Annotated in this window: 16 protein-coding genes and 2 pseudogenes; 8 read left to right on the plus strand and 10 right to left on the minus strand. The window is 72.6% G+C overall.

Going from position 1 to position 20,869, the window contains the following annotated elements:
- Positions 1–176: 176 nt before the first annotated feature.
- A pseudogene (locus tag ACZ3IG_RS33645) lies at positions 177–415 on the plus strand (IS481 family transposase); the annotation flags it as partial.
- A 2-nt stretch (positions 416–417) separates the two neighbouring features.
- On the opposite strand, the pseudogene ACZ3IG_RS33650 reads toward ACZ3IG_RS33645, so the two are convergent.
- Positions 418–564: pseudogene (locus ACZ3IG_RS33650) on the minus strand (IS982 family transposase); the annotation flags it as partial.
- Positions 565–600: 36 nt separating this feature from the next.
- Complete coding sequence (locus ACZ3IG_RS33655; protein WP_467436870.1) at positions 601–1,416, minus strand: helix-turn-helix transcriptional regulator; 816 nt, start codon at positions 1,414–1,416, stop codon at positions 601–603.
- Between ACZ3IG_RS33655 and ACZ3IG_RS33660 the strand changes: the two genes are divergently transcribed.
- The gene (locus tag ACZ3IG_RS33660; protein ID WP_467436871.1) at positions 1,415–2,758 is read left to right on the plus strand and encodes an MFS transporter; all 1,344 of its coding nucleotides are present in this window, start codon (positions 1,415–1,417) and stop codon (positions 2,756–2,758) included. The genes ACZ3IG_RS33655 and ACZ3IG_RS33660 overlap by 2 nt on opposite strands.
- A gap of 347 nt (positions 2,759–3,105) precedes the next feature.
- Here the strand turns inward: ACZ3IG_RS33660 and ACZ3IG_RS33665 are convergent, their stop codons facing one another.
- Entirely contained in the window at positions 3,106–4,263 is a 1,158-nt protein-coding gene (locus ACZ3IG_RS33665) for a DUF4185 domain-containing protein (protein ID WP_467436873.1), read from the minus strand.
- A gap of 89 nt (positions 4,264–4,352) precedes the next feature.
- On the minus strand, positions 4,353–4,670 hold the full coding sequence (locus tag ACZ3IG_RS33670) for an SH3 domain-containing protein (protein WP_467436874.1): 318 nt from the start codon (positions 4,668–4,670) through the stop codon (positions 4,353–4,355).
- Positions 4,671–4,888: 218 nt separating this feature from the next.
- Here ACZ3IG_RS33670 and ACZ3IG_RS33675 point away from each other — a divergent pair, with 218 nt between their 5' ends.
- The 3 genes from ACZ3IG_RS33675 (at position 4,889) to abc-f (ending at position 10,251) form a co-directional block, all read left to right on the plus strand.
- Positions 4,889–7,771, plus strand: a complete 2,883-nt coding sequence (locus tag ACZ3IG_RS33675; protein ID WP_467436876.1) for an nSTAND1 domain-containing NTPase — start codon at positions 4,889–4,891, stop codon at positions 7,769–7,771.
- Between the two features lie 162 nt (positions 7,772–7,933).
- Positions 7,934–8,383 (plus strand): spore-associated protein, encoded by a 450-nt coding sequence (locus tag ACZ3IG_RS33680; RefSeq protein ID WP_467436877.1) that lies wholly within the window; start codon positions 7,934–7,936, stop codon positions 8,381–8,383.
- Between the two features lie 215 nt (positions 8,384–8,598).
- Positions 8,599–10,251, plus strand: a complete 1,653-nt coding sequence (gene abc-f, locus ACZ3IG_RS33685) for a ribosomal protection-like ABC-F family protein (RefSeq protein ID WP_467436878.1) — start codon at positions 8,599–8,601, stop codon at positions 10,249–10,251.
- Positions 10,252–11,160: 909 nt separating this feature from the next.
- Here abc-f and ACZ3IG_RS33690 read toward each other — a convergent pair.
- A complete protein-coding gene (locus ACZ3IG_RS33690; protein WP_467436880.1) occupies positions 11,161–12,033 on the minus strand; it encodes a LysR family transcriptional regulator in 873 nt (290 codons plus the stop codon).
- A gap of 179 nt (positions 12,034–12,212) precedes the next feature.
- Between ACZ3IG_RS33690 and ACZ3IG_RS33695 the strand changes: the two genes are divergently transcribed.
- Entirely contained in the window at positions 12,213–13,103 is an 891-nt protein-coding gene (locus tag ACZ3IG_RS33695) for an aldo/keto reductase family oxidoreductase (RefSeq protein WP_467436882.1), read from the plus strand.
- A 545-nt stretch (positions 13,104–13,648) separates the two neighbouring features.
- Here ACZ3IG_RS33695 and ACZ3IG_RS33700 read toward each other — a convergent pair.
- The 3 genes from ACZ3IG_RS33700 to ACZ3IG_RS33710 all read right to left on the minus strand — a co-directional run bounded on the left by ACZ3IG_RS33700 (position 13,649) and on the right by ACZ3IG_RS33710 (position 16,776).
- Complete coding sequence (locus tag ACZ3IG_RS33700; protein ID WP_403540507.1) at positions 13,649–14,233, minus strand: TerD family protein; 585 nt, start codon at positions 14,231–14,233, stop codon at positions 13,649–13,651.
- Positions 14,214–14,846: a hypothetical protein gene (locus ACZ3IG_RS33705; RefSeq protein ID WP_467436883.1), complete on the minus strand. Its 633-nt coding sequence runs from the start codon at positions 14,844–14,846 to the stop codon at positions 14,214–14,216. Before ACZ3IG_RS33705 ends, ACZ3IG_RS33700 begins: the two co-directional genes overlap by 20 nt.
- A gap of 526 nt (positions 14,847–15,372) precedes the next feature.
- Positions 15,373–16,776 carry a DHA2 family efflux MFS transporter permease subunit gene (locus tag ACZ3IG_RS33710; protein WP_467436914.1) on the minus strand — a complete coding sequence of 468 codons (1,404 nt, stop codon included), beginning with the start codon at positions 16,774–16,776 and terminating at the stop codon, positions 15,373–15,375.
- 171 nt (positions 16,777–16,947) lie between these two features.
- Between ACZ3IG_RS33710 and ACZ3IG_RS33715 the strand changes: the two genes are divergently transcribed.
- Positions 16,948–17,382 carry a MarR family winged helix-turn-helix transcriptional regulator gene (locus tag ACZ3IG_RS33715; protein WP_467436884.1) on the plus strand — a complete coding sequence of 145 codons (435 nt, stop codon included), beginning with the start codon at positions 16,948–16,950 and terminating at the stop codon, positions 17,380–17,382.
- A gap of 80 nt (positions 17,383–17,462) precedes the next feature.
- Here the strand turns inward: ACZ3IG_RS33715 and ACZ3IG_RS33720 are convergent, their stop codons facing one another.
- Both ACZ3IG_RS33720 and ACZ3IG_RS33725 read right to left on the minus strand, forming a co-directional pair.
- A complete protein-coding gene (locus ACZ3IG_RS33720) occupies positions 17,463–18,842 on the minus strand; it encodes an APC family permease (protein WP_467436885.1) in 1,380 nt (459 codons plus the stop codon).
- 66 nt (positions 18,843–18,908) lie between these two features.
- Entirely contained in the window at positions 18,909–19,499 is a 591-nt protein-coding gene (locus tag ACZ3IG_RS33725; protein ID WP_467436887.1) for a cysteine hydrolase family protein, read from the minus strand.
- Positions 19,500–19,688: 189 nt separating this feature from the next.
- Here ACZ3IG_RS33725 and ACZ3IG_RS33730 point away from each other — a divergent pair, with 189 nt between their 5' ends.
- Positions 19,689–20,672, plus strand: coding sequence for a GlxA family transcriptional regulator (locus ACZ3IG_RS33730; protein ID WP_467436888.1), 984 nt, complete (start codon positions 19,689–19,691; stop codon positions 20,670–20,672).
- Positions 20,673–20,869: the final 197 nt, after the last annotated feature.

A 20,869-nucleotide genomic window follows, 5' to 3' on the forward strand; every position in this document is an offset into this window, starting at 1 on the left:
ACGCCTGGCCTCAGAAGAAGTCCAGCCCCAACCGCACCTGTCCGACCGGCTTTCGCCGGCCGGCATGGGGCGGGGGACCGGGGCGTCCGGCGTCGAGGACGGCCTGGACGGCGGCGTGGGCCCGGCCGGTGGTGTCGATCTAGTGAGGGCCTTCTGGGTCCGGTGTACATCGCGACATCCACGCCCGACCGCAGGAGGCCCTGTGTGCCGTGGACGACCGCTGGCCGTTGCGGCGGGCCGCGGAACGATTCCAGGTCAGCCGTACGACAGCCGCACACCGGGCCGGCCGCTACCGGAAGCAGGGCGGGGCCGGGCTGCAGGATGGCCGGCCCACCGCACCCCGGCCGCCATCGAGGCACAGGTTCTGCGGCTGCGACGCGAGCACCGCATCGGCCCGCCGCGGCTGGCCGGAAGGGGTCAGTGACCACAGGCGGTCAGTGAGCGCAGGACGGGCTGTCCGGTGTGGTCGTCATGCCAGATCGCGGCGGCTATTGCGAGAACGCGCTCCGGAATGCGGGCGATGACACCACCGGGGGCACGTCCTCGGTACTGTTCGAGGTCGAGAGTCGGCCTTTGGCTCACGAACCCTGGCTTGGGAATTCACCCACCGGGTGTGATGCGATAGGTTCCCGGTGTCTGGCCCATGGTGCGGCTGAACGTGTCGATGAACGCACTGGTCGTGGCCCATCCGCACTGACGTCCCGTTTCGCTGACGCTTGCTCCTTCCGCCAGCAGCACCATGGCGTGAAACACCCGGACGTTGGTTCTCCATTGCGGATAGGTCATGCCGAACTCGCTCCTGAACAGCCGGGCCAGGGTGCGCTCGCTCACGCCGACGCTCCGCGCCAGCCAGGCGGCGGTCCGCGGCTGCCGCAGATCGCCGGTCACCAGCGCGCACGCCTGCCGCAACAGGGAGTTGTCGGGGGTGGGCAGCGTCAATGGCTCCACGGGGGCTCGCCGCAGCCGGTCCCGCAGGACGGCGCGCAGGTGGCGTGCCTCCTGCTGCGGAAGAGACGGTTCGCTGCACGCGATGATCAGTTCGCGCACCAGGCTGTCCACGGCCACGACGACCGGCGTCCGGGACCTCAGCAGGACGTCGTGGGCGGCGAAGCCGAGCGTGTGCACGGAACTGTGCCCGTGCACCCGGTGCTGATGCCAGATGCCCGCCGGAATCCACACGGCGCGCGCCCTGGACGCCACCCAGGACGCCTCGCCCGTCTGCACCGCCAGCACACCGGCGCTGACGTAGAGAAGCTGGTGATAGCCGTGCTGGTGGCGGCCGATGACCTCGCCCGCGAGGTGGGCGTGCGAGGTGTCCCTGGGCTCCGCCGCCTCCTCCGTCTGACTGTTTTCCGACATACGACGGCAGAATAACGGAAGCGGTACACCGCGCGATCCTGCCAGCGTGGTGGCCATGCCCACGACATCCCCCACCCCGCGCGAGCTTCCTCCCACGGCCCCGCCCGCACTGAAGGCCCGGCTGATCTCCAGTCTGCGCGGTATCGCCCTCGACACCCGCCCGCTGGCGCACCCTGCCTTCCGTCGCCTGCTGATCGGGCAGGGCGCGGCATACATCGGGACCATGGTCACCAGCGTCACTGTCCCGGTACAGGTGTACGCGCTGACGCGGTCGTCGCTGTTCGTGGGGCTGACGGGGCTGGCCGGCCTCGTACCGCTCGTGGTCTTCGGCCTGTACGGCGGCGCCATCGCCGACCGGTTCGACCGCCGTACGCTCTACCTGGCGTCGGCCTGCCTCACCTGGGCGATCACACTCGCCCTGCTGTTCCAGGCGCTCGCCGATCTGCGCTCGGTGCCCCTCATCCTCGCCCTCGTCGCTGTCCAGGCCGGCGCCTTCGCCGTGTCGTCCGCCGCCCGGGGCGCGATCATTCCCCGCATCGTCCCCACCCCGTTGGTGCCCGCCGCGAACACGCTGTACCTCACCGCCGGCAATGTCGGGCAGGTCGCCGGGCCCCTTGTGGCGGGCCTCCTGATCTCGCTGCCGAACGGCTACTGCTGGGCCTACGGCGCCGACGCCGTGCTGTTCTCCGTCCTGCTGTACTCGGCCGTTCACCTGCCCCCGATCCTGCCGACCGGCTCGGGGGACCGCACCGGCGGGCTGCGCTCGGTCTTCGACGGGCTGCGGTTCATCGCCGCCGCCCCCGTGCTCTGGATGTCCTTCGCGGTCGACATCGCGGCGATGACGATGGCCATGCCGACCGCCCTGTTCCCGGAAGCGGCACAGCTGCGCTTCGGCGGAGGAGTGGGACTGTTGTACTCGGCCATCGCCATCGGGTCGGTCGCGGCGGGGCTGTTCAGCGGATGGATCGGACGAGTGCGCCGCCAAGGCCGGGCGCTGGCGATCGCCGTCACCACCTGGGCGGCGGCCATCGCCCTCGCGGGCACCGTCCACCACCTCTTCGCGGCCGCGGCCCTGCTGGCCGCTGCCGGAGCGGCGGACCTCGTCAGCGCGGTCTACCGCGAGACGATTCTGCAGACCTACGCACCAGACGCCATGCGTGGCCGGCTGCAAGGCGTCTTCACCGTCGTCGTCGCCGGCGGTCCGCGCCTCGGAGACCTGCGTGCCGGCGCCATGGCCTCCGCCACCGGTCTCGGTGTCGCGTGGACAGGCAGTTCGCTGCTCTGCATGATCTTCGTCATCGTCGGCGCACTGCTTGTACGACCGTTCTGGCACTACACCGTCACCATCGCACAGCCGCCATCCCCACCGACGCGACCCGAAGCCGCACACCAGCCGTAGAACTGGCGCGTCACGGCCGTCTCTCGTCAGTGGACATCCGCTACGCGCGGCACCGGCTGAGAGCAGGCGCGGTGCACCCGGAGGGGTCCGGCGTCCACGTGTGCCGCCTCCTCCGGGCGCCCGCACCCGAAGAACAGGACGGTCTCGCCTATGGGTTCACCGGCCTCAGCCCGCGCCGCGCGCGCCTGGACGAAGGCGTTGCGGATGCCCTTCCCCCCTGTCGGCCATGCCGTAGCGGCGGGACAGCACCGTCCGGTCCCGGTGCGACAGCAGCACCACGCCGGGAGAATCTGCCCTCGACGGGAACCACTGTCCCGGCGGCGTACGCGACACCCCGCCGCGCGCGCTCAAGCACCGCCGCCCTCCCCCGGACCGCCGCCGGAGGCGAGGCCGCGGACGCGGAACTGCATGACGCGGTAGGGCCAGCCCTCCTCGGTGTTCCACTGGCTCACCGACAGGTGCAGGTCGTCGAGGGTCGACCCGGGAATGACGTAGCCGCCGTACAACTGGGCGACGTGGGTGTCGTCCTCGTGGCCCCAGGAGGTGCCCCACAGCAGGGTGCGGCGGCGGGCGGCGGGCAGGTCGGCCGTGGGGTGGTCGGCGACCAGGGCGTCGATCCGGTAGTCGGCCTGGTTGAACCAGGTCAGGAGCCACCGGCCGTCGAGCGGCCGCAGGCACAGCTCGCCGAACGTGCCGTGCAGGACGGGTGCGGGCGCCTCGCCCCAGGCCCAGCGGCCGTCGGGGGCCCGTCCCCAGGGTTCGTAGGCGGCGGGGTCGGTCAGGCGGGCGGGACGGACCCGGTGCAGGATCACCGGCTTGTTCCGCTGGAAGCCGGTGGACAGTACGTAGACGTAGCCGTCGTCGCCGAGGGCCCAGGTGAGCAGCTGGAACATGCCGTCGTGCAGGTCAGGGGCGAACACGGCACCGGTTGGGCGCCAGGTCGCGCCCGAGTCGTCCGACCGCCGGATCTCGGTGCGGACCACGTTGCCGAGTCCGTTGTTCACCATGACGTGCAGGTACATGACGTCCCCGAGGGTGATCACGTCCGACGGGAGCATGGTGGAGTACTCGGGGTTGTCGTGGTCGTACGGCCAGAGCTGCCGGGCGTGCCGGCCGCCCACCGCGCCGGTCCAGGCGACCGGCCGGCCGGAGCCGGCGGAGCGCCCGTACAGCGCCACGGGTGAGCGCCACCACCCGCCGCCGACCCTGGCCTCCTCGAAGGTGTCGCCGAAGACGAACAGGAGCCGGCCGTCGGGGGTCCGCGCCGGCACGCCCAGGTCGGTGGCCTCCATGCGGAACCGGGTGGTGAGACCGGGGCCGGTGAGGTCGGCGACCTTGGAGACGCGGAGGGGGTCCGCCGCCGCGTGGGCGGGGGTGCGGAGCAGCGGGCCGCCCGCGAGGGCCGCCGTGGCGGTGGCCCGCAGGAAACCGGCCCGGCTGAGGTGGACGGGGCGGATGGGGGCGCGGGGCGGGCGCACGGCGCCGCCCGGTGTGTTGTCGTGCATCGACGCTCCTGTGGGGAAGGGGGCACGGGGTGCCGACAGCCATGTGAAGGTGTCGGCACCCCGTGGTATCGACGGGAGGGACGGTGCGGTCAGCAGCCGTCGAGGTAGGCGTCGTGGATCCAGACACCGGTGCGTCCGCCCACCAGGTCACCCATCACCCACTCGCCCCTCTTGTCCCGGTAGTTGAGCTGCTGCCCCTTGTTCACCTGGCCCAGGACCTGGTAGTTGGTGCCGGGGCCGCTTCGGAAGTTGACCCCGTTGTCGTTGACCGCGCAGACGACGACCTGCTGCCGCGCGGCAGCGGACGGTACGGCCGCCGTCGTGGCCTGCGCGCCCTGCGCGAGGGGGCCGGCGGTCAGCGTGAGTCCGCTGATCAGGACGGCCGCGGCCAGCGTGCGCTTGTTCATGGGTTTCCTCTTTCCGTTCGCTGTCGGGTCCCGGTGCGGGACCTGATGCACCGTTTGTAGCCGCTAATCTGTTGTTCAGGTCCGGCCGGCCGATGCTGAACAAACGGATGCCGAACAATCCGCGTGACCGGGGGAAAGGCGGGAGTGTGCCACGGGGAGAAAGCCCTCTGGATCCGAACGGTGGTCCGCTTTTCGAATTCGCGGCCGGTCTGCGGAAAGTGCGGGAGCAGGCGGGCCGCCCCACCTACCGGGACCTCGCGCGGACCACGCACTACGGGATCGCGACGCTGTCCCAGGCCGCGGCGGGCCGTCAGCTGCCCAGCCTGGCCGTCACCCTCGCCTACGTCCGCGCCTGCGGCGGTGACGAGCGGGAATGGCGACGGATCTGGCAACGGACGGCGGACGCGTGTTCCGGTACGGGCGCGCCGGTCCCCGTCGGCGGGAAGAGCGGCCGAGAAAGCGACACCAAGCCCCCCTACGCCGGTCTGCGCGCGTTCGGACCGGGCGATGCCGGGTTTTTCTTCGGGCGGGAGAAACTCACCGGCACGCTCGTCGAACATCTGAAGGAGAAAAGGCTCCTCGTATTGTTCGGGGCGTCGGGATCGGGGAAATCGTCGGTGCTGCGCGCCGGTGTGCTCCCGGCTTTTTCCGGTGTTCCCTCCCTCGTCTTCACGCCCGGCCCGCGGCCGCTGGAGGAATGCGCCGTGCGGCTGGCGGCCCGGGCCGGCATCGAGCCCGGGGCGGTGCGGGACCTGCTCACCGCCGAGCCGTGCGGCCTGCACCGGATCGTGCGGCAGATCCTCGCCGGACAGGAGGGAGAACAGGGGGGTGGCGCGGCGGACGAACTGATCGTCGTCGTGGACCAGTTCGAGGAGGTGTTCACCGTCTGCCGCGACGCGCGGGAACGGGAGCGGTTCACCGCCGCGCTCGTACGCGCGGCACAGGTCCCCGACAGCCGCACCCGGGTCGTCATCGCCGTACGGTCCGACTTCTACACCCACTGCACCCGGCTGGCCCCCCTCGTCGACGCCCTGCCCCACGCCCACCATCCCGTCGGCCCGATGACCGCCGAGGAGTTGCGGGCGGCGATCGTGCGGCCCGCCGCCCGCTGCCGGCTCACCGTCGAGACCGCCCTGCTGACCACCCTGACGGCCGACGCCCACGGCCGGCCGGGGGCGCTGCCGCTGCTGTCGCACGCCCTGCTGGAGACCTGGCGGCGACGGCGGGGCAACGCCCTCACCCTGGCCGGCTACCGCGCGGCGGGCGGCATCGAGGGCGCGCTCGCGCAGACCGCCGAGGAGTTCCACGACTCCCTGGACGACAGCCGGCAGCGGGCCGCGCGGCGGCTTTTCCTGCGGCTGGTCGCGCTGGGCGAGGGCACCGAGGACACCAAACGCCGGGTGCCGCGCCGCGAACTCGACGAGGGTCCGGACACCGAGTTCGTCCTCGAACAGGCCACCAGGGCCCGGCTGCTGACCGCCGACGCCGGCCACGTGGAGATCGCCCACGAGGCGCTGATCCGCTGCTGGCCCCGGCTCGGTGCCTGGCTGGCGGAGGACCGCGGCCAGGAACGTCTGCACCGCGCGCTCACCGAGGCCGCCACCTCCTGGGAGTCCCTGGACCACGACCCCGACACCCTGTACCGCGGGGTGCGCCTGGCCGCCGCCGGTGACCTCCCGCGACAGGCGCTGACCACCCGGGAACGCGCCTTCCTCGACGCCAGCCTGGCGGCGGCCCACCAGGAGCAGCAGCGTGACCGCCGACGGCTGCGCCGCCTGCGCCGCCTGGCCGGGGCGCTGGCCGTCCTGCTCGTCTGTGCCGTGGCGGCCGCCGGTTTCGCCGTACGGGCCCAGAGCACCGTCACCCGGCAGCGCGACGAAGCCGTGGCGCTGCGCGCCGCCGACGCGGCCGTCCGCCTCAGCCCGCACGATCCGTCACTGGCTGTCCAGATCGCACTGGCCGCCTACCGCGAGGCCCCGCAGGGCCGTACCCGGGACGCCCTGCTCACCGCCCTGTCCGTCGGTTCGACGGAGCCCCGGCCTGCCGGGTCCACACCGGCCGGGCGCGCGCCGGTGGAGAAACCCCCCACCGGGCACACGCCGGCCGTGACCGCCGACGGCCGCGTGCTGGCCATGGCCGACGGCTCGCACGCCGTCCTGTGGGACATGACCGATCCGCGCCGGCCCCGCCGGCTCGGCCGCACCGGCGCCGGCCCGGCCGGCCTGGGTCCGATCCAGTTGACCCCGGACGGCCGCACGCTGCTCGGCGCGGACGGCGACCGCACCCTGTGGACCTGGGACGTGTCCGACCCGCGGCGCCCCAGACTGCTGTCGAAGCTGCCCACCGGCCACACCGAGGCCGTCTACGCCATCGCCGTACGCCACGACGGCGGCCTGGCCGCCACCAGCAGCTACGACGACATCGTCCGCCTGTGGGACACCACCGACCCGGCCCGCCCCCGCCCGCTCGACCGGCTCACCGGACACACCGCCAACGTCAAAGCCGTGACGTTCGGCCCCGACGGCACAACCCTGGCCTCGGGCTCCGACGACCACCACATCCGCGTCTGGGACGTGACCGACCCCCGCCACGCCGCCCCCGTCGCCGTCCTCGCAGGACACCGGAACTTCGTGGACGCCCTCGCCTACAGCCCCGACGGCCGCACCCTGCTCAGCGGCAGCGACGACCGCACCGCGAGACTGTGGGACGTCAGCGCCCTTCCCCGCCACCGTGAGCCGGCCGAACTGGCCGGCCACTCCGACATCGTCACCGGCGTCGCCTTCGCCGCCCACGGACGTACCGCGGTCACCGTCGGCATCGACGGCACAGTGCACATCTGGGACCTCACCGACCGCACCCGCCCCTTCGCACGCTCCCGCCTCACCAACCCCCGCGGCACCCTCAAGGAAGTACGCCGCCTCGCCGCGGACGGGACCTTCCTGACCGTGACCGCCCACCACACCGTGCAGATCTGGTACACCGACCTCGGCCGGGCGCTCGCCGACGCCTGCGCCCACTCCCCCACCACCATCAGCCGCGCCCAGTGGGCCCGCCACTTCCCCCGTCTCGACTACGCCCCGCCCTGCCCGCGCCGAACCTGACACGCCGACAGAAACGCGTACCACGTGGCCTGTTCCGTTCGTTCATCCCGTCCCGGAGCGCACAGCAGCGTCGAAAAGCCGCGACCGAAGCACAACCAATCCCCTCTGTCCGCCGTCCCACTGGACAGGAGCAAACGTCTCCTACGACCGCAAGGGGGAAATATGACCGCCAAACGATCCATTCTGTCCGTCGCCGCGGTGGCGGCCCTGGGCCTGGGCACCGCCACCGCGCTCGCGGCACCCGCGTCCGCCGCCCCCAACACCACGCCGGAGAAGGTGTGCGGCAGCGGCTACAAGACCGTCAACTCGGCCGCCGTCGGCTCCCGCGGCACCGTCTACCTCACCTACAACGCCACCACCGGAAAGAACTGCGTAGCGACCATCCGCAGCACCCCGGGCACCGCGACCGACATGTCCGCGTGGATCTACGTACCGGACACCGAGGACTACGACGAGGACTACGGCCGGTACACCTCGTACGCCGGGCCCACCTACGTGTACGGCAAGGCCCACTGCGTGGACTGGGGCGGCAGCATCGGCAACGTCAACGTCCAGATCACCGGCTCCAACTGCGCGACCCTGAAGGAACACCGGGTGACCACCACCGGGTGATCCACCACTGCCGTGGCCCGTACGCTCCCCGGGGAGCGTACGGGCCACGGCTGGAGGGGCGGGGCGGGACGAAGCGCGACGGGCACCACTTGAGACGAGACGCTTCGTCTTGTTATGGTGAGGGCATGGCTTTCCTCTTCTTCGTCTGAGCCCGGGCACGGCCCCAGCCGCCGTTTCCGCTGCCCGCAGACCCACGCATGCCCAGGGAAAGTCCTATGCGCGACCGCGCTCACACCGCCCTGCCCACCGCCGCCTCCGATGTGGCCCAGCTGTCGGTCAGGTCCGTCACCAAGTCGTACGGCACCCGGACCGTCCTCGACCAGGTCTCCTTCACCGTCCGGCCGGGCGAGAAAGCCGCCGTGGTCGGCGACAACGGCTCCGGCAAATCCACCCTGCTGCGGCTGCTCGCCACAGCCGAGAGGCCAGACGCCGGAGAGGTCACCGTCCGCTTCCCCGGCGGAACCGGCCATCTCGCCCAGACCCCCGGCCTCGATCCGGACCGCACCGTGCGGGACGCCGTCGACCTCGCCCTGGCCGAACTGCGCGACATGGAGCGAAGACTCCGTGCGGCAGAGGAGTCCCTCGCCGACGCGCCGGACGAGGAACTCGCCGCGTACGGCGAGCTGCTGACCGCGTACGAAGAACGCGGCGGATACCAGGCGGACGCCCGTGTGGATGCCGCCATGCACGGACTCGGACTGGCCCGGATCACCCGGGACCGCCCGCTCGGCTCGCTGTCCGGCGGCGAGCAGGCACGCCTCGCGCTCGCCTGCACCCTGGCCGCCGCCCCCGAACTGCTGCTCCTGGACGAACCGACCAACCACCTCGACGCCACCGCCGTGCGCTGGCTGGAGGAACACCTGCGCGCGCACCGCGGCACCGTCATCGCGGTCACCCACGACCGCGGCTTCCTCGAACGCATCGCCACCACGATCCTCGAGGTCGACCGGGACGAGCGCACGGTGCGCCGGTACGGCGACGGATGGACCGGCTACCGCGCCGCGAAGGCCGCCGCCCGGCGCGCGGCGCAGCAGCGGTACGCGGACTGGGCCGAAGAGGTGGCCCACGCGGAGGAGCTGCTGGAAGCCGCCGGCAGGCGGCTGGCCGCCACCGGCCGCGACCCGAAGCAGGGCTTCGGCAAGCACCGCCGCTCCAGCGAGGCGAAGCTCGGCGGGCAGGTGCGCTCGGTGCGGGAGCGCCTGGACCGGCTGCGGCGCAACCCGGTGGCGAAGCCGCCGGTACCGCTGCGGTTCACCACGGCGCCGGCGTCGGCGGCCGACAGCCCTGCCCAGGGCACTCTCGCCGAGCTCGACAACGTACGAGTCGGAGAACGGCTGCACCTGGACGGACTCCTGACGATCAAGCCCGGAGGGCGCCTCCTTGTCACGGGCGAGAACGGCGCGGGCAAGTCGACACTGCTTCGCGTCCTGGCGGGCGACCTCCAGCCGGACGCGGGCACGGCGCGCCGCCCTGCCCGGACCGGCTACCTCGCCCAGGAACTGCCCGCCCACGCCACGCGGCTGCCGCTGCTCGCCGCGTTCGCCGCCGGGCGGCCCGGGCTGCCGGACGAGTACGCCGACCAGTTCCTGTCCCTGGGCCTGTTCCGCGAACAGGACCTGCACGTCCCGGTTGCCGCCCTGTCCGTGGGACAGCGACGACGACTGCAGATCGCGACCCTGGTGACCCGGCCCGCAGACCTCCTCGTCCTTGACGAGCCGACCAACCACATCGCCCCCGACCTGGTCGAGGACCTCCAGGCCGCGCTCGCGGCGTACCCGGGGGCGGTGGTCGCGGTCTCACACGATCGCGACTTCCGCGCACGCTTCGAAGCTGAACGGCTGGAACTGCGCGCCGGCCACCGGCCCTGACCGGGCCCGGCCCGCCCGGTCCACCCCCGCCCCCGCCCTTGCCCTTGCCCTTGCCCCGGACAGTCCGCTCCCGCTCCACGTCCCAACGCTGTCTCGGCGGGCGCCGTCCTCGCAGACCGCTGTCGGCAGGCACGCCGCGGCCGGCTGCCTCCGGAGCGCGGGGTGCGCCGCAGGCGCGGTCGCCGCCGTCGGGTCCGGGGAGCCGGGGCCCAGAGCAGGTCGAGGCCGAGGTGGTGGAGAACCCAGGAGATGGGAGTGGCGAAGGATATCCGGGTGAGGGGGTGTCCTCCGACCAGCAGGCTCACCGGGTTGACGGTCGAGTCGCAGGCCCGGACGACCGCACCCGAATCGCCGAACGGGAGCAGGTCGTGAAGGAGTTGCGCGTACCCTGAAACAGGGCAAGAAGAACGATTCGGGCCTGTTCATGGCCGGCTTCCCCGCACCGGTTCCTCCGCCGTGGTCCATGCGGTTTCTCCGTCGCGTCCGACGCAGGCCGCTGTGCGCCCAGCCGTCCGGCCCCTGGGCTTCGAGGAGACATCATGGCCACGTACGCCAAGCCCGCGCTCGATCCGGAGACTTCCGAGCAGTTGATCCAGCGGCTGAGGCAGGACGAGGAGGAACGCCGCAGGGCGATCGGGATCGTCCAGAAGGGGGGCGTCCTGGCGTATACCGATCTCCATCATCCCGCTGAAGACGGAGTCGTCCATCGACATCGGCATCCACACGGAGGACGTGGACATCGACATCCACATCGAGTGCCCCATCTGAGACACCCCTCCGCCCCGGGCCTCGGGCGCCGTGGTTCGCGAAGACGCAGCCCGTAGAGACCGGCGTGCGTCCAAGGGACCGACGGCCGCCGGCACGGTCGGGTCCGGGCGGATCGCGTGGTGGGCCGGGGCGGGGGGTCGGTCACAGCCGGGTGGCCGTGCGGACCAGTCCGGCGAGGGCGAGGGAACGGCTGTGCGCGGGCCAGGCCAGGTGGGTGACGACCGGGGGCGCGTCGGTCAGGGGGACGGCGGCGTGCTCGGCCCACAGCCAGGCGCGGGCCGACTCCGGGTAGACGGCCATGGTGCGTCCGAGGGCGATCAGCTGGGCCAGCTGCGTCTGGTCGTGGATCTCGGGGCCCGGGCCGGGCGGGTACGTGCCGTTGCTGGACCAGCGGGCGAGCGGGAGTCCGGGGACGTCGCTGATGTCGGCCAGGGACAGGGTCCGGTGGCTGGCGAGAGGATGCTTGGCGGGCAGGACGGCGATCTGGCCCTCGGACATCAGTACCTCGCTGTCGAACCCGGTGAGGGAGTTGAACGGCGCGTGCATGAGCGCGGCGTCCGCACGGCCGTCGCGGAGCATCGCTCCCTGCTCGCACGTGCCGCTCGGCAGCACCTCGATCTCGGCGGCGTCGAGCTCGGCCGCGTAGGCGTCGAGGAGCTTGTGCAGCAGTTCGTGGGAGTCGCCGGCCTTCACCGCCAGCACCAGGCGGTCGCGAGGGCCGCACGGGCTGTCCGCGCCACCGGCGCGACGGGTGCGGCGCGCGGCGGCGGTGACCGCGTCGAGGGCCGCGCGGCCCTCGTGCAGCAGCATCTCTCCGGCGCCGGTCAGGGCGACGCCGCGGCGGTCGCGGTCCAGCAGGCGGACGCCCAGGCGCCGTTCGAGCTGCTGGATCGCCCGGGACAGCGGCGGCTGGGCCATGCCGAGGTGTTCGGCGGCGCGGCCGAAGTGCAGTTCCTCGGCGACGGCCAGGAAGTACCTCAGCTCGCGGGTCTCCAGGGTGTCCAGGGTGTGCATGTCCAGAGCGTAACTCGGTGATACCCGCCCGGTATGACAGAGCACCGCATCCGTATTGGCCGCGCTTCACCCCCGGGCGAACATCGACGACAGGTGCGAGCGAGGCCCGCCCGATGCGCGGGCCTGTCAAGTGGCAAGCACCTTCCCGTGATCCGGTCCAGCAGGAAAGACACGACAGCATGAACGCTTCTCCCGCGTCGCTGCCCGGCGGCACCTGGTCCCTGGGCGATCTGACCGTCACCCGCTTCGGCTACGGCGCCATGCAACTCGCCGGCCCCGGGGTGATGGGTCCGCCCTCCGACCATGACGGTGCGCTCGCCGTGCTGCGCGAGGCCGCCGATCTGGGGATCACCCACATCGACACCGCCGACGCGTACGGACCGCACGTCACCAACCAGTTGATCCGCGAAGCGCTGCACCCCTATCCCGAGTCGCTGCGCCTCGTGACCAAGGTCGGCGCGGTCCGGGACCAGCAGGGCGGCTGGCCCCCCGCCCGGCGGCCCGAGGACCTGCGCCGCGCGGTGCGCGCGAACCTGGAACACCTCGGCCTCGACGTCCTCGACGTGGTCAATCTCCGGCTCGGCGACGCCCAGGGCCCCCAGCCGGGCTCCCTCGCCGAGCCGTTCGAGACCCTCGTCGAACTCCAGCGGCAGGGCCTCATCCGGCACCTCGGAGTGAGCAACGCGACCGCGGAACAGGTCGCCGAGGCGCGGGCGATCGCACCGATCGTGTGTGTGCAGAACATGTACAACCTCGCTCACCGCCAGGACGACGAGCTGATCGACGATCTCGCCGGCGAGGGCATCGCCTACGTGCCCTTCTTCCCGCTCGGCGGTTTCACCCCGCTGCAGTCCACGGCGCTCTCCACCGTGGCCGCCCGGCTGGAGGCGACGCCGATGTCGGTCGCCCTGGCCTGGCTGCTGCGGCGGTCGCCGAACATCCTGCTCATTCCCGGTACTTCTTCGGTGGCGCACCTGCGCGAGAACGTCAGCGGCGCGGGACTCCCGCTCTCCGACGCGGACCTCGCCGAGCTGGACCGAATCGGCGCTGAGCGCGGCGGCACCGCCTGACAGCAGCGCGGTGATGGTGCCGGGCGGGCCGGGCGGGAGCGGTGCGTGCGCGCTCTCGGGCGCGCACGCCCGGCCCGCGGGTTCCGTCGAGGAGGAGGACGGTGCGGCGGTCGTGGTCTGCCGGCGGAGGCGGGGACCAGGGGCTCAGTCCGCGCCGACCGCCTGTCCCGCCCTGTCCCGGTTCCCGCGCGGCTTCTCCAGGTACGACCGCGCCTGGTCGCCGGGGGCCGCGCCGCGGGCGGAGGCGGGCATCGCGGCCGGGCCGGCGTTGTAGCCGAGGGCCAGCAGTTCGCCTCGTTGCGGAGGATCGCCATGAACAGCCGCGCACTGACGCCGGTCTCCCGCGCGCGGGCCCGGACCTGGGACGCGTGGTGGGCGGGGTCGTACGACGAGGAAGGGGCCGGGGCCGACGGGGAGGAGGCGGACGGGGTACCGGAGGGGCCGGCCGAGGGCGGCGGCCCGTCCGGCAGCAGCGTGCCGGTGGCCCGTACGGCGGCGCACAGCACCAGGGCACAGGCCGCCACGAGGAGCCATCGTCGCACGTGTCAGAGGTGGGTGGCGATGGCCGGGAGCAGGTCCTGGAAGGTGCGGCCGGTGGCGGGTTCCCCGATGGCCTTCAGTTGCCAGCCGCCCCTCTCGCGGTGGAGCGCGGCCATGATCTGGGCCGTGTGCGGACCGCCGCCGCTGAGGGTGTAGCGGGCCAGTTCCTCGCCGGTGGTCTCGTCGACCAGACGGCAGAAGGCGTTCTGTACCTCCGCGAAGGTCTGCCCGGTGAAGGAGTTGACCGTGAAGACGATGTGGTCGACGTGTCCGGGCACGCGTCCGAGGTCGACGAGGACGGTCTCGTCGTCGCCGCCGGCGCCGCTGCCTCCGGTGAGGTTGTCACCGAGGTGCCGTACGGAGCCGTCGTCACTGCTCAGGTGCTGGAAGAAGACGACGTCGGCCAGTTGTCCCCGGGAGAAGAGGAGCGCGGAGGCGTCCAGGTCGATGGCCCGGGGGCCGGTCAGCTTGGCCAGGAAACCCTTGCGGGGCGCGGACTGCCAGCCGAGGCCCATGCGGACGGCGGTCAGCGCGGTGCCGTCCGCCTTGCTCAGACTGACCTGCTGTCCCTTACTCAGATTGACCGACACGGGTCGTCTCCTTGTCTGTGGTGGATGTGGTGGGTGCGGGCGCTGTTCCCGGTCGGAGTGCAGCTGAGCGCGGGGCCAGGGACGAGCGGCGTTCGAGATAGGGCAGCAGGCCCCGGTCCAGCAGGGCCCGCCGCCACCGCTCGCGGGCGGCGGTCACCGCCGCCTCGCCGTCACCCGGGTCCGGCGCGGGCCGGTTCAGGGCGGTGCGCAGTACGGTCCACAAGCCTACGGCGCCGGAGACCACGGCGACGAGGGCGCACAGCCATCCGGTCGTCACCATCGTCGACGCCCAGTGGGCGGCCGTGCCGGCGAGCCGCAGGATGTAACCGGCCAGCAGGAGGAGGGCCGCCGCGGTGGCCGACACCAGGGGCGTGAGCACGGCGAACGCGTCCCACAACGGGCGGCGGGGCGCGGGGCGCGCGCCCTTGGCCCTGAGGTAGGCGTGGTACTCGTCGCCGGCGGCGGCCGCGATCTCGTCGGTGTCCCGCAACGCCTGGAGCAGCACATGCGCGGCGTTTCCCCCGGCGGGACCGGCTCCGGCGTCCAAGGTCTGGCGCACAAGCCGCTCGACGTCGGCGCGGTCCTCCGGCCGCAGGCGCGGCTCACTGGTCATCCGGCCGCGCTCCGCCCGTCTCGGTACCGATGCGCCGAGGGCCGTTTCCGGCCCGGGCGGCGGAGAACCCCCATGTCTCATCCCTCCATGCCGTCCCGGCGGCACGGGTGGGTGCCGCCGACATGAACGGAAATCTACAGCACTGTAGAAACAACTTCAGCATGCCTGCCCGGTGACGTCCGCGAAGCGGTCGACAGCGGGCCCCGGCGGGCGCGCCCGGAGGGCAGACCCGCCTTCGGGCGCGGGTGGCGCTCAGATCGCGTACGTCATACGTCGTACCGAGCAACTGGCCCCTGGAGAACCGGCCGACACCGGCCGCCCGGACGCCCTGCGACTGATCGCCGCACGGGCCGGACAGTGCCCGGATGCCGCCGCGGTCGCACCGGCCGCGCCGGCGCGATCAAGGATGAGGCCCGGCCGCGTCCGTGTCAGGCGGATTCGCGGGCATCAGGCGCGGTCGTGAGGGTGTCGCGGTCACCCGGCATCACGTTGCGCGTCCTCACGTCGTACGTCCTCGCGTTGTACGTCACGGGGAGTCGACAGGCTCCGGGCGCCCCCGCACGAGGCCGGGCCGGGCGTCGGCCGTGGTCGTGCCGCGGGCCGCGGCGCGGGCGGGGCCGTCGGGGAGGGTGAAGGCGAAGACCGCGGTGATCGCGGCCAGCGCGGCCAGCGCCAGGTACGCCTGCTGGTAGGCGGTGACCGGCGGGTCCGCCACGGCGGCGGGCGGGGTGCCCAGGACGAGGGCGGTGGTCACCACGGCCGGGGCGAGGGCGCCGCCGGTCTGCCGGACGACGGTGTTCAGCGTGGTGGCGTGCGACAGGTCCCGCGGGTCGATCGTGGCGAGGGAGGCCACCGTCGTCGGGATGAAGAAGCAGCCCATGCACAGGCCGAGCAGGAACATGTAGAGGCGGAACGTCCACAGGCTCGTGTCCGCGTCGCAGGTGGCGAACAACAGCAGGACGACACTGACGCCGGCCGTGCCGCAGCCGACGATGAGACGCGGGCCGACGCGGGCGTACAGCACACCGACGACCTGGACGGTCAGCAGCACGCCGAACGCCTCGGGGAAGGTGGCCGTACCGGACTCCGACGCGCTGCGGCCCTGGGCCTGTTGCAGGAAGAGCGGCCCCAGGTACATGGCGCCGAAGATGGGCACCAGGCCGACCAGGTTGAGCAGGTTGGTGTCGCGGAAGAGGCGGTCGGCGAACAGCCGTATCCTCAACAGGGGGACACGGACGCGGAGTTCGTGAACGACCGCGGCGGCCAGCAGGATCGCGCCCGCGGCCAGGGAGACGACGACCGCGTCCGACGACCAGCCACGGTTGGGACCTTCGCAGACACCGAACATCGCGGCGCCCAGGCCCGCCGCGCTCAACAGCAGGCCGGGCAGATCGAAGCGGCCCGGCCGGCCGCCGTGGTGCCCGGCCAGGAACAGCGCGCCGAACAGTACGGCCGGCAGGCCGACCGGCACGTTGACGTAGAACACCCACCGCCAGGACAGGTGGTCCACCAGCAGCCCGCCCAGGATCGGTGCGACGGCCGGCGCGATCTGCTGCGGGATGATCGTGTACCGGGAGACGCGTACCTGCTCGGCGGCGGAGAAGGTGCTGAACAGCAGCGCCGCCGAGGCGGGCAGCAGCAGTCCGGCGGACACACCCTGGACGGCGCGGTAGGCGACGAGCTGACCGAGGTCGGCGGCCGCGCCGCACAGGGTCGACGACACGAGGAACCCGACGAGCGCGGTCAGCAGCACACGTTTGCCGCCGAACCGCTCGACCAGCCACGCGGAGGCGGGTATGGCCATCGCCAGGCAGACCGGGTAGACCACGACCACCCCGTCCAGGGCCGCCGTCGTCAGCTCGAACTGCCGGGCGATGGAGGGCAATGCCACGGTGGTGATGGCGCCGTCCACGATCGCGATGAAGGTCACGCAGACACACACGACCGGGACGACGAGGCGCTGGCTGAGGGGGAGGGACAGGGCAGACAGCACGGAGGAGTGACGTCGGCGCATGTGCTGAGCATACACACTATGTGTCGACTCAGTACCCTTACTCCTCGGTCACGAAGGCGTGCGGGAGCGGAAGACAGGACGGCGGACATGGCGGCGGTGCAGGGCAGCAGCGACATCCTGATCGACGAGTTGTACGAGACGACGTACCGGTTGCGGGACTTCGTGGAGACCCGGCTGCGGGAGAAGGGTGCGTCGGTGGCGCGGCTGCGCGCGCTGCGCATGCTGGACCGGGCCCAAGAGCCCCTGCGGATGCGGGATCTGAGCGAGATGGCGGGCATCGCGCCGCGCACCGCGACCAGCATCGTCGACAGTCTGGAACGTGACGGGCTGGTGGAGCGGGTCCGCCATCCCCGCGACCGGCGGGCCTTCCTGCTCCGGCTCACCGACGAGGGCGTGCGCTGTCACCGCGAGGCCGAGGAGGTCGACCGCCTGGCGCTCGCGGAGGCGACGGTCGCCCTGGACGCCGGTGAGCGCGAGCAGTTGCGCGGTCTGCTCGCGCGGATCAGGGAGCACACGGTCTGACGGCGGCGGACGGCAGGTGACGGGTGACAGATGACAGGTGACGGGCAGCGACGGCCGGGGTCTGGACCGGTCAGGACCGGTCAGGACGGTGATGACGGTTCGTCGGCCGGTTCCGTCACCCCGGTGGTCCGTGCGGGGTGGCGGGCGCGGCGTACGGCGACGAGGGCGGCGAGTACGGCTCCGGTCGCCAGGACCGGCAGGCCGCGCAGCCAGACGGCGGCCTCGACCTGTGTGGCGAGTACGACGCAGGACACGGCGCCGAGCACCGGGAGCACGGTCGGGGCCCGGAAGTGGCCGGTGTCCCCGGGGTCGCGGCGCAGCACGAGCACGGCGACGTCGACCATGAGGAAGACGACGAGGAGCAGCAGGACCAGCGTGGACGCCAGGGTGGCGACACTGCCGGTCAGGGCCAGCGCCATCGACAGCGCGGTGGTGACGGCGATCGCCGCCCAGGGCGTACGGCGGCCGGGCAGTACTTTGGTCAGGGCGCGGGGCAGCAGTCCGTCGCGGGCCATGCCGTAGGCGAGGCGGGAGGACATGATGCCGGTGAGCAGGGCGCCGTTGGCCACCGCGACCAGCGCGACGGCGCTGAACAGGAGGGGCGGTACCCCGCCGGCCTCCTCGACGACCTCCAGCAGCGGTCCGCTCGACCCGGCCAGCCGGGCAGTGGGCACGGCGGCCGACGCCGCGAGGCCCACCAGCACGTACACGGCTCCGGCGGTCGCCAGCGCGCCGAACAGGGCGCGCGGGTAGGAGCGCCGCGGGTCGCGGGTCTCCTCGGCGACGTTCACCGAGGTCTCGAACCCGACGAAGGAGTAGTACGCCAGCACGGCCCCGCTGAGCAGGGCCGGCATCACCCCCTTCTCCGGAGTTCCGAGCCGGCCCAGCCGGCCCGGGTCGCCGTCGCCGCGCAGCAGCAGCCAGCCGCCGAGTACGACGATGACGAGCAGGCCGCCGACCTCGATCACGGTGGCGACGGCGTTGGCGCGGGTCGACTCCCGCACGCCGCGCGCGTTGACCAGGGCGAGCAGAGCGAGGAACAGCACGGCGACGAGGCCGACGGGAAGGGTCACGAAGGCGGACAGGTAGTCGCCGCCGAAGCCGCGCGCCAGCGCGGCCACGGAGACGATGCCGGCGGCGAGCATGCAGAAGCCCGCGATGAATCCGGCGAAGGGCCCGAAGGCGCGGGTGACGTAGTGGGAGGCGCCGCCCGCGCGGGGGTATTTGGTGGCCAGTTCCGCGTAGGAGGCCGCGGTGAGCAGGGCCAGCAGCAGCGCGACGGTCAGCGGGGCCCACACCGCTCCCCCGCTGTCGGCGGCCACCTGGCCCACCAGGACATAGACGCCCGCGCCGAGGACGTCGCCCAGGATGAAGAAGTAGAGCAGGGGGGTGGTCAGGGTCCGCTTGAGCGCCGGGCCCTCGGTGTCCGCCGCCGACAGCGGTTTCGCAACTCTTGCCATGCACCGACAGGTCCCCCGCGCACCGCGCGTCACGCCTGTGCGTTCGGGTCGCGGCCCTCGGGTCGGTCAGATCAGGGACTTCCCGGAGGGGACGACGACGCCGTACAGGTCGCCGATGGTGGCGAGGGCGCCGTGGTGGATCTGCGCGGCGGTCAGGTCGGTGTCCGCCGAGCGGAGGGGACGGGTCGCGCAGGCGTCGGCGACCACGGTGGGACGGTTGCCCCGCAGGAACGCCCCCATGGTGGTGGCCAGCACGCACATGTGCGTCATGAACCCGATGACGATGACGTCCCGGTGGCCGGCGGCGTCGACATGCGCGGACAGGTCGGTACCGGCGAAGGAGTCGGGAGTGGTCTTGACGACGACGGGCTCGCCCTCGGCGGGGGCCACGCTCGGGTGGATCTCGCCGATCTCGGCCCGGATGTCGTAGGGGGTGCCCTCGCCGCCGTCGTTGACGACGTGGATCACCGTGGTGCCGGCCGCGCGGGCCCTGGTCAGCAGGGCGGCGGCGGAGTCGAGCGCGTCCTGCCAGCCGTCGAGTTCCATCACTCCGCCGACGTAGGTGTTCTGGTAGTCGACGAGGATCAGGGTGGAGTCCGCCAGGGACGCGGGGGTGTCGTCGAGGTTGTTGAGTTCACGCAGGGTCGTCGTGGACACGGGGATATCTCCTTGGAATCGGGGGCGGTGGCCGAGTGGCTGTACGGCCGGGTGGCTGTTGCTGCGGCGCCCGTGCCGTGTGCGCGGGGCGGGGCCGTGACAGAAACGCTAGGGCCGCCGGCGCGGTGTCGGCAATGTCGTCTAACCTGCAGATCCAGACATCACCGCGGCCGACCGGACGGAGAACCCGTGAGCACCCCGCAACGCCTTGTCGTCATCGTCGTCTTCGAGGGCGTGGATCTGCTCGACGTCACCGGGCCGCCCGAGGTGTTCTCCCTGGTGCGGCGGGAGGCCGGCGACTCGGCGGGCTACCGGGTCGTACTGGCCGCCGCGGCCATGACGCCCGTCACCACCGCCGCCGGCGTACGCGTCCTGCCCGACACGACCTTCGAGGAGGTGGCGGCCGAGCGGATCGACACCCTGCTCGTGCCCGGCGCGGTGGACGCCGACCGTGAGCACGGGGTGCGCGCGCTCACCGATCCCGAGGTGGTGGGCTGGGTCCGCAAGCTCGCCGACGGCACCCGCAGGGTCGCCTCGGTGTGTGTCGGGGCGCACGTCCTCGCCGCCGCCGGCCTGCTCGACGGCAAGCGCGCCACCACGCACTGGTCGACGGCGCGGCAGCTCGCCGCCGAGCACCCGCGCGTCGAGGTCGACGCCGATCCGATCTTCGTGCGGGACGGCGCGGTGTGGACCGGTGCGGGCATCAGCGCCTGCCTCGACCTGTCCCTCGCCCTCGTCGCCGACGACCTCGGTGAGGCCGTGGCCCTGCGTGTCGCCCGGCAGCTCGTGATGTACCTGAAACGGCCGGGCGGGCAGAGTCAGTTCAGCGTCCCCCTCGAACCCGCCTCCCGGTCACGGCGGGTGGAGGACCTCCGGCACCACGTCCTGCGCTCCGCCGCCGGCCCGCTCACCGTCGCCGACGTGGCCGCGTACGCCCATGTCGGCGAACGGCAGCTCACCCGGATCTTCAAGGCCGAACTGGGCATGACGCCGGGCGCGTACATCGAGTCCGTCCGCGTCGAGATGGCCCGTCATCGGCTGGAGACCACGGACGACACGCTCGGACACGTCGCCGGCACCTGTGGTTTCGGGACCGTCGACACACTCGTCCGCGCCTTCCGCAGGCGTCTGGGCACCACGCCCACGGAGTACCGCCGCCGGTTCCGGACCTGACCGCCCGGGCAACCGCACCACACGTCGGGGTCGATCACCCTGCCCGTACCGGCCACGGGGTCAGGAGAGCCTGGTGTGCCCGGACGGCCGTCGTGGTCTCTTCCGTGAACACGCGGTCGGTGAGCGGGCGTTGGGCGACGGCCGGGGGAGACACACCGACGGCGACGGCCTCGCCGAAGGCGTCCGGGATGGGCGGC

The sequence above is a fragment of the Streptomyces sp. NPDC016677 genome (genome assembly GCF_055562815.1).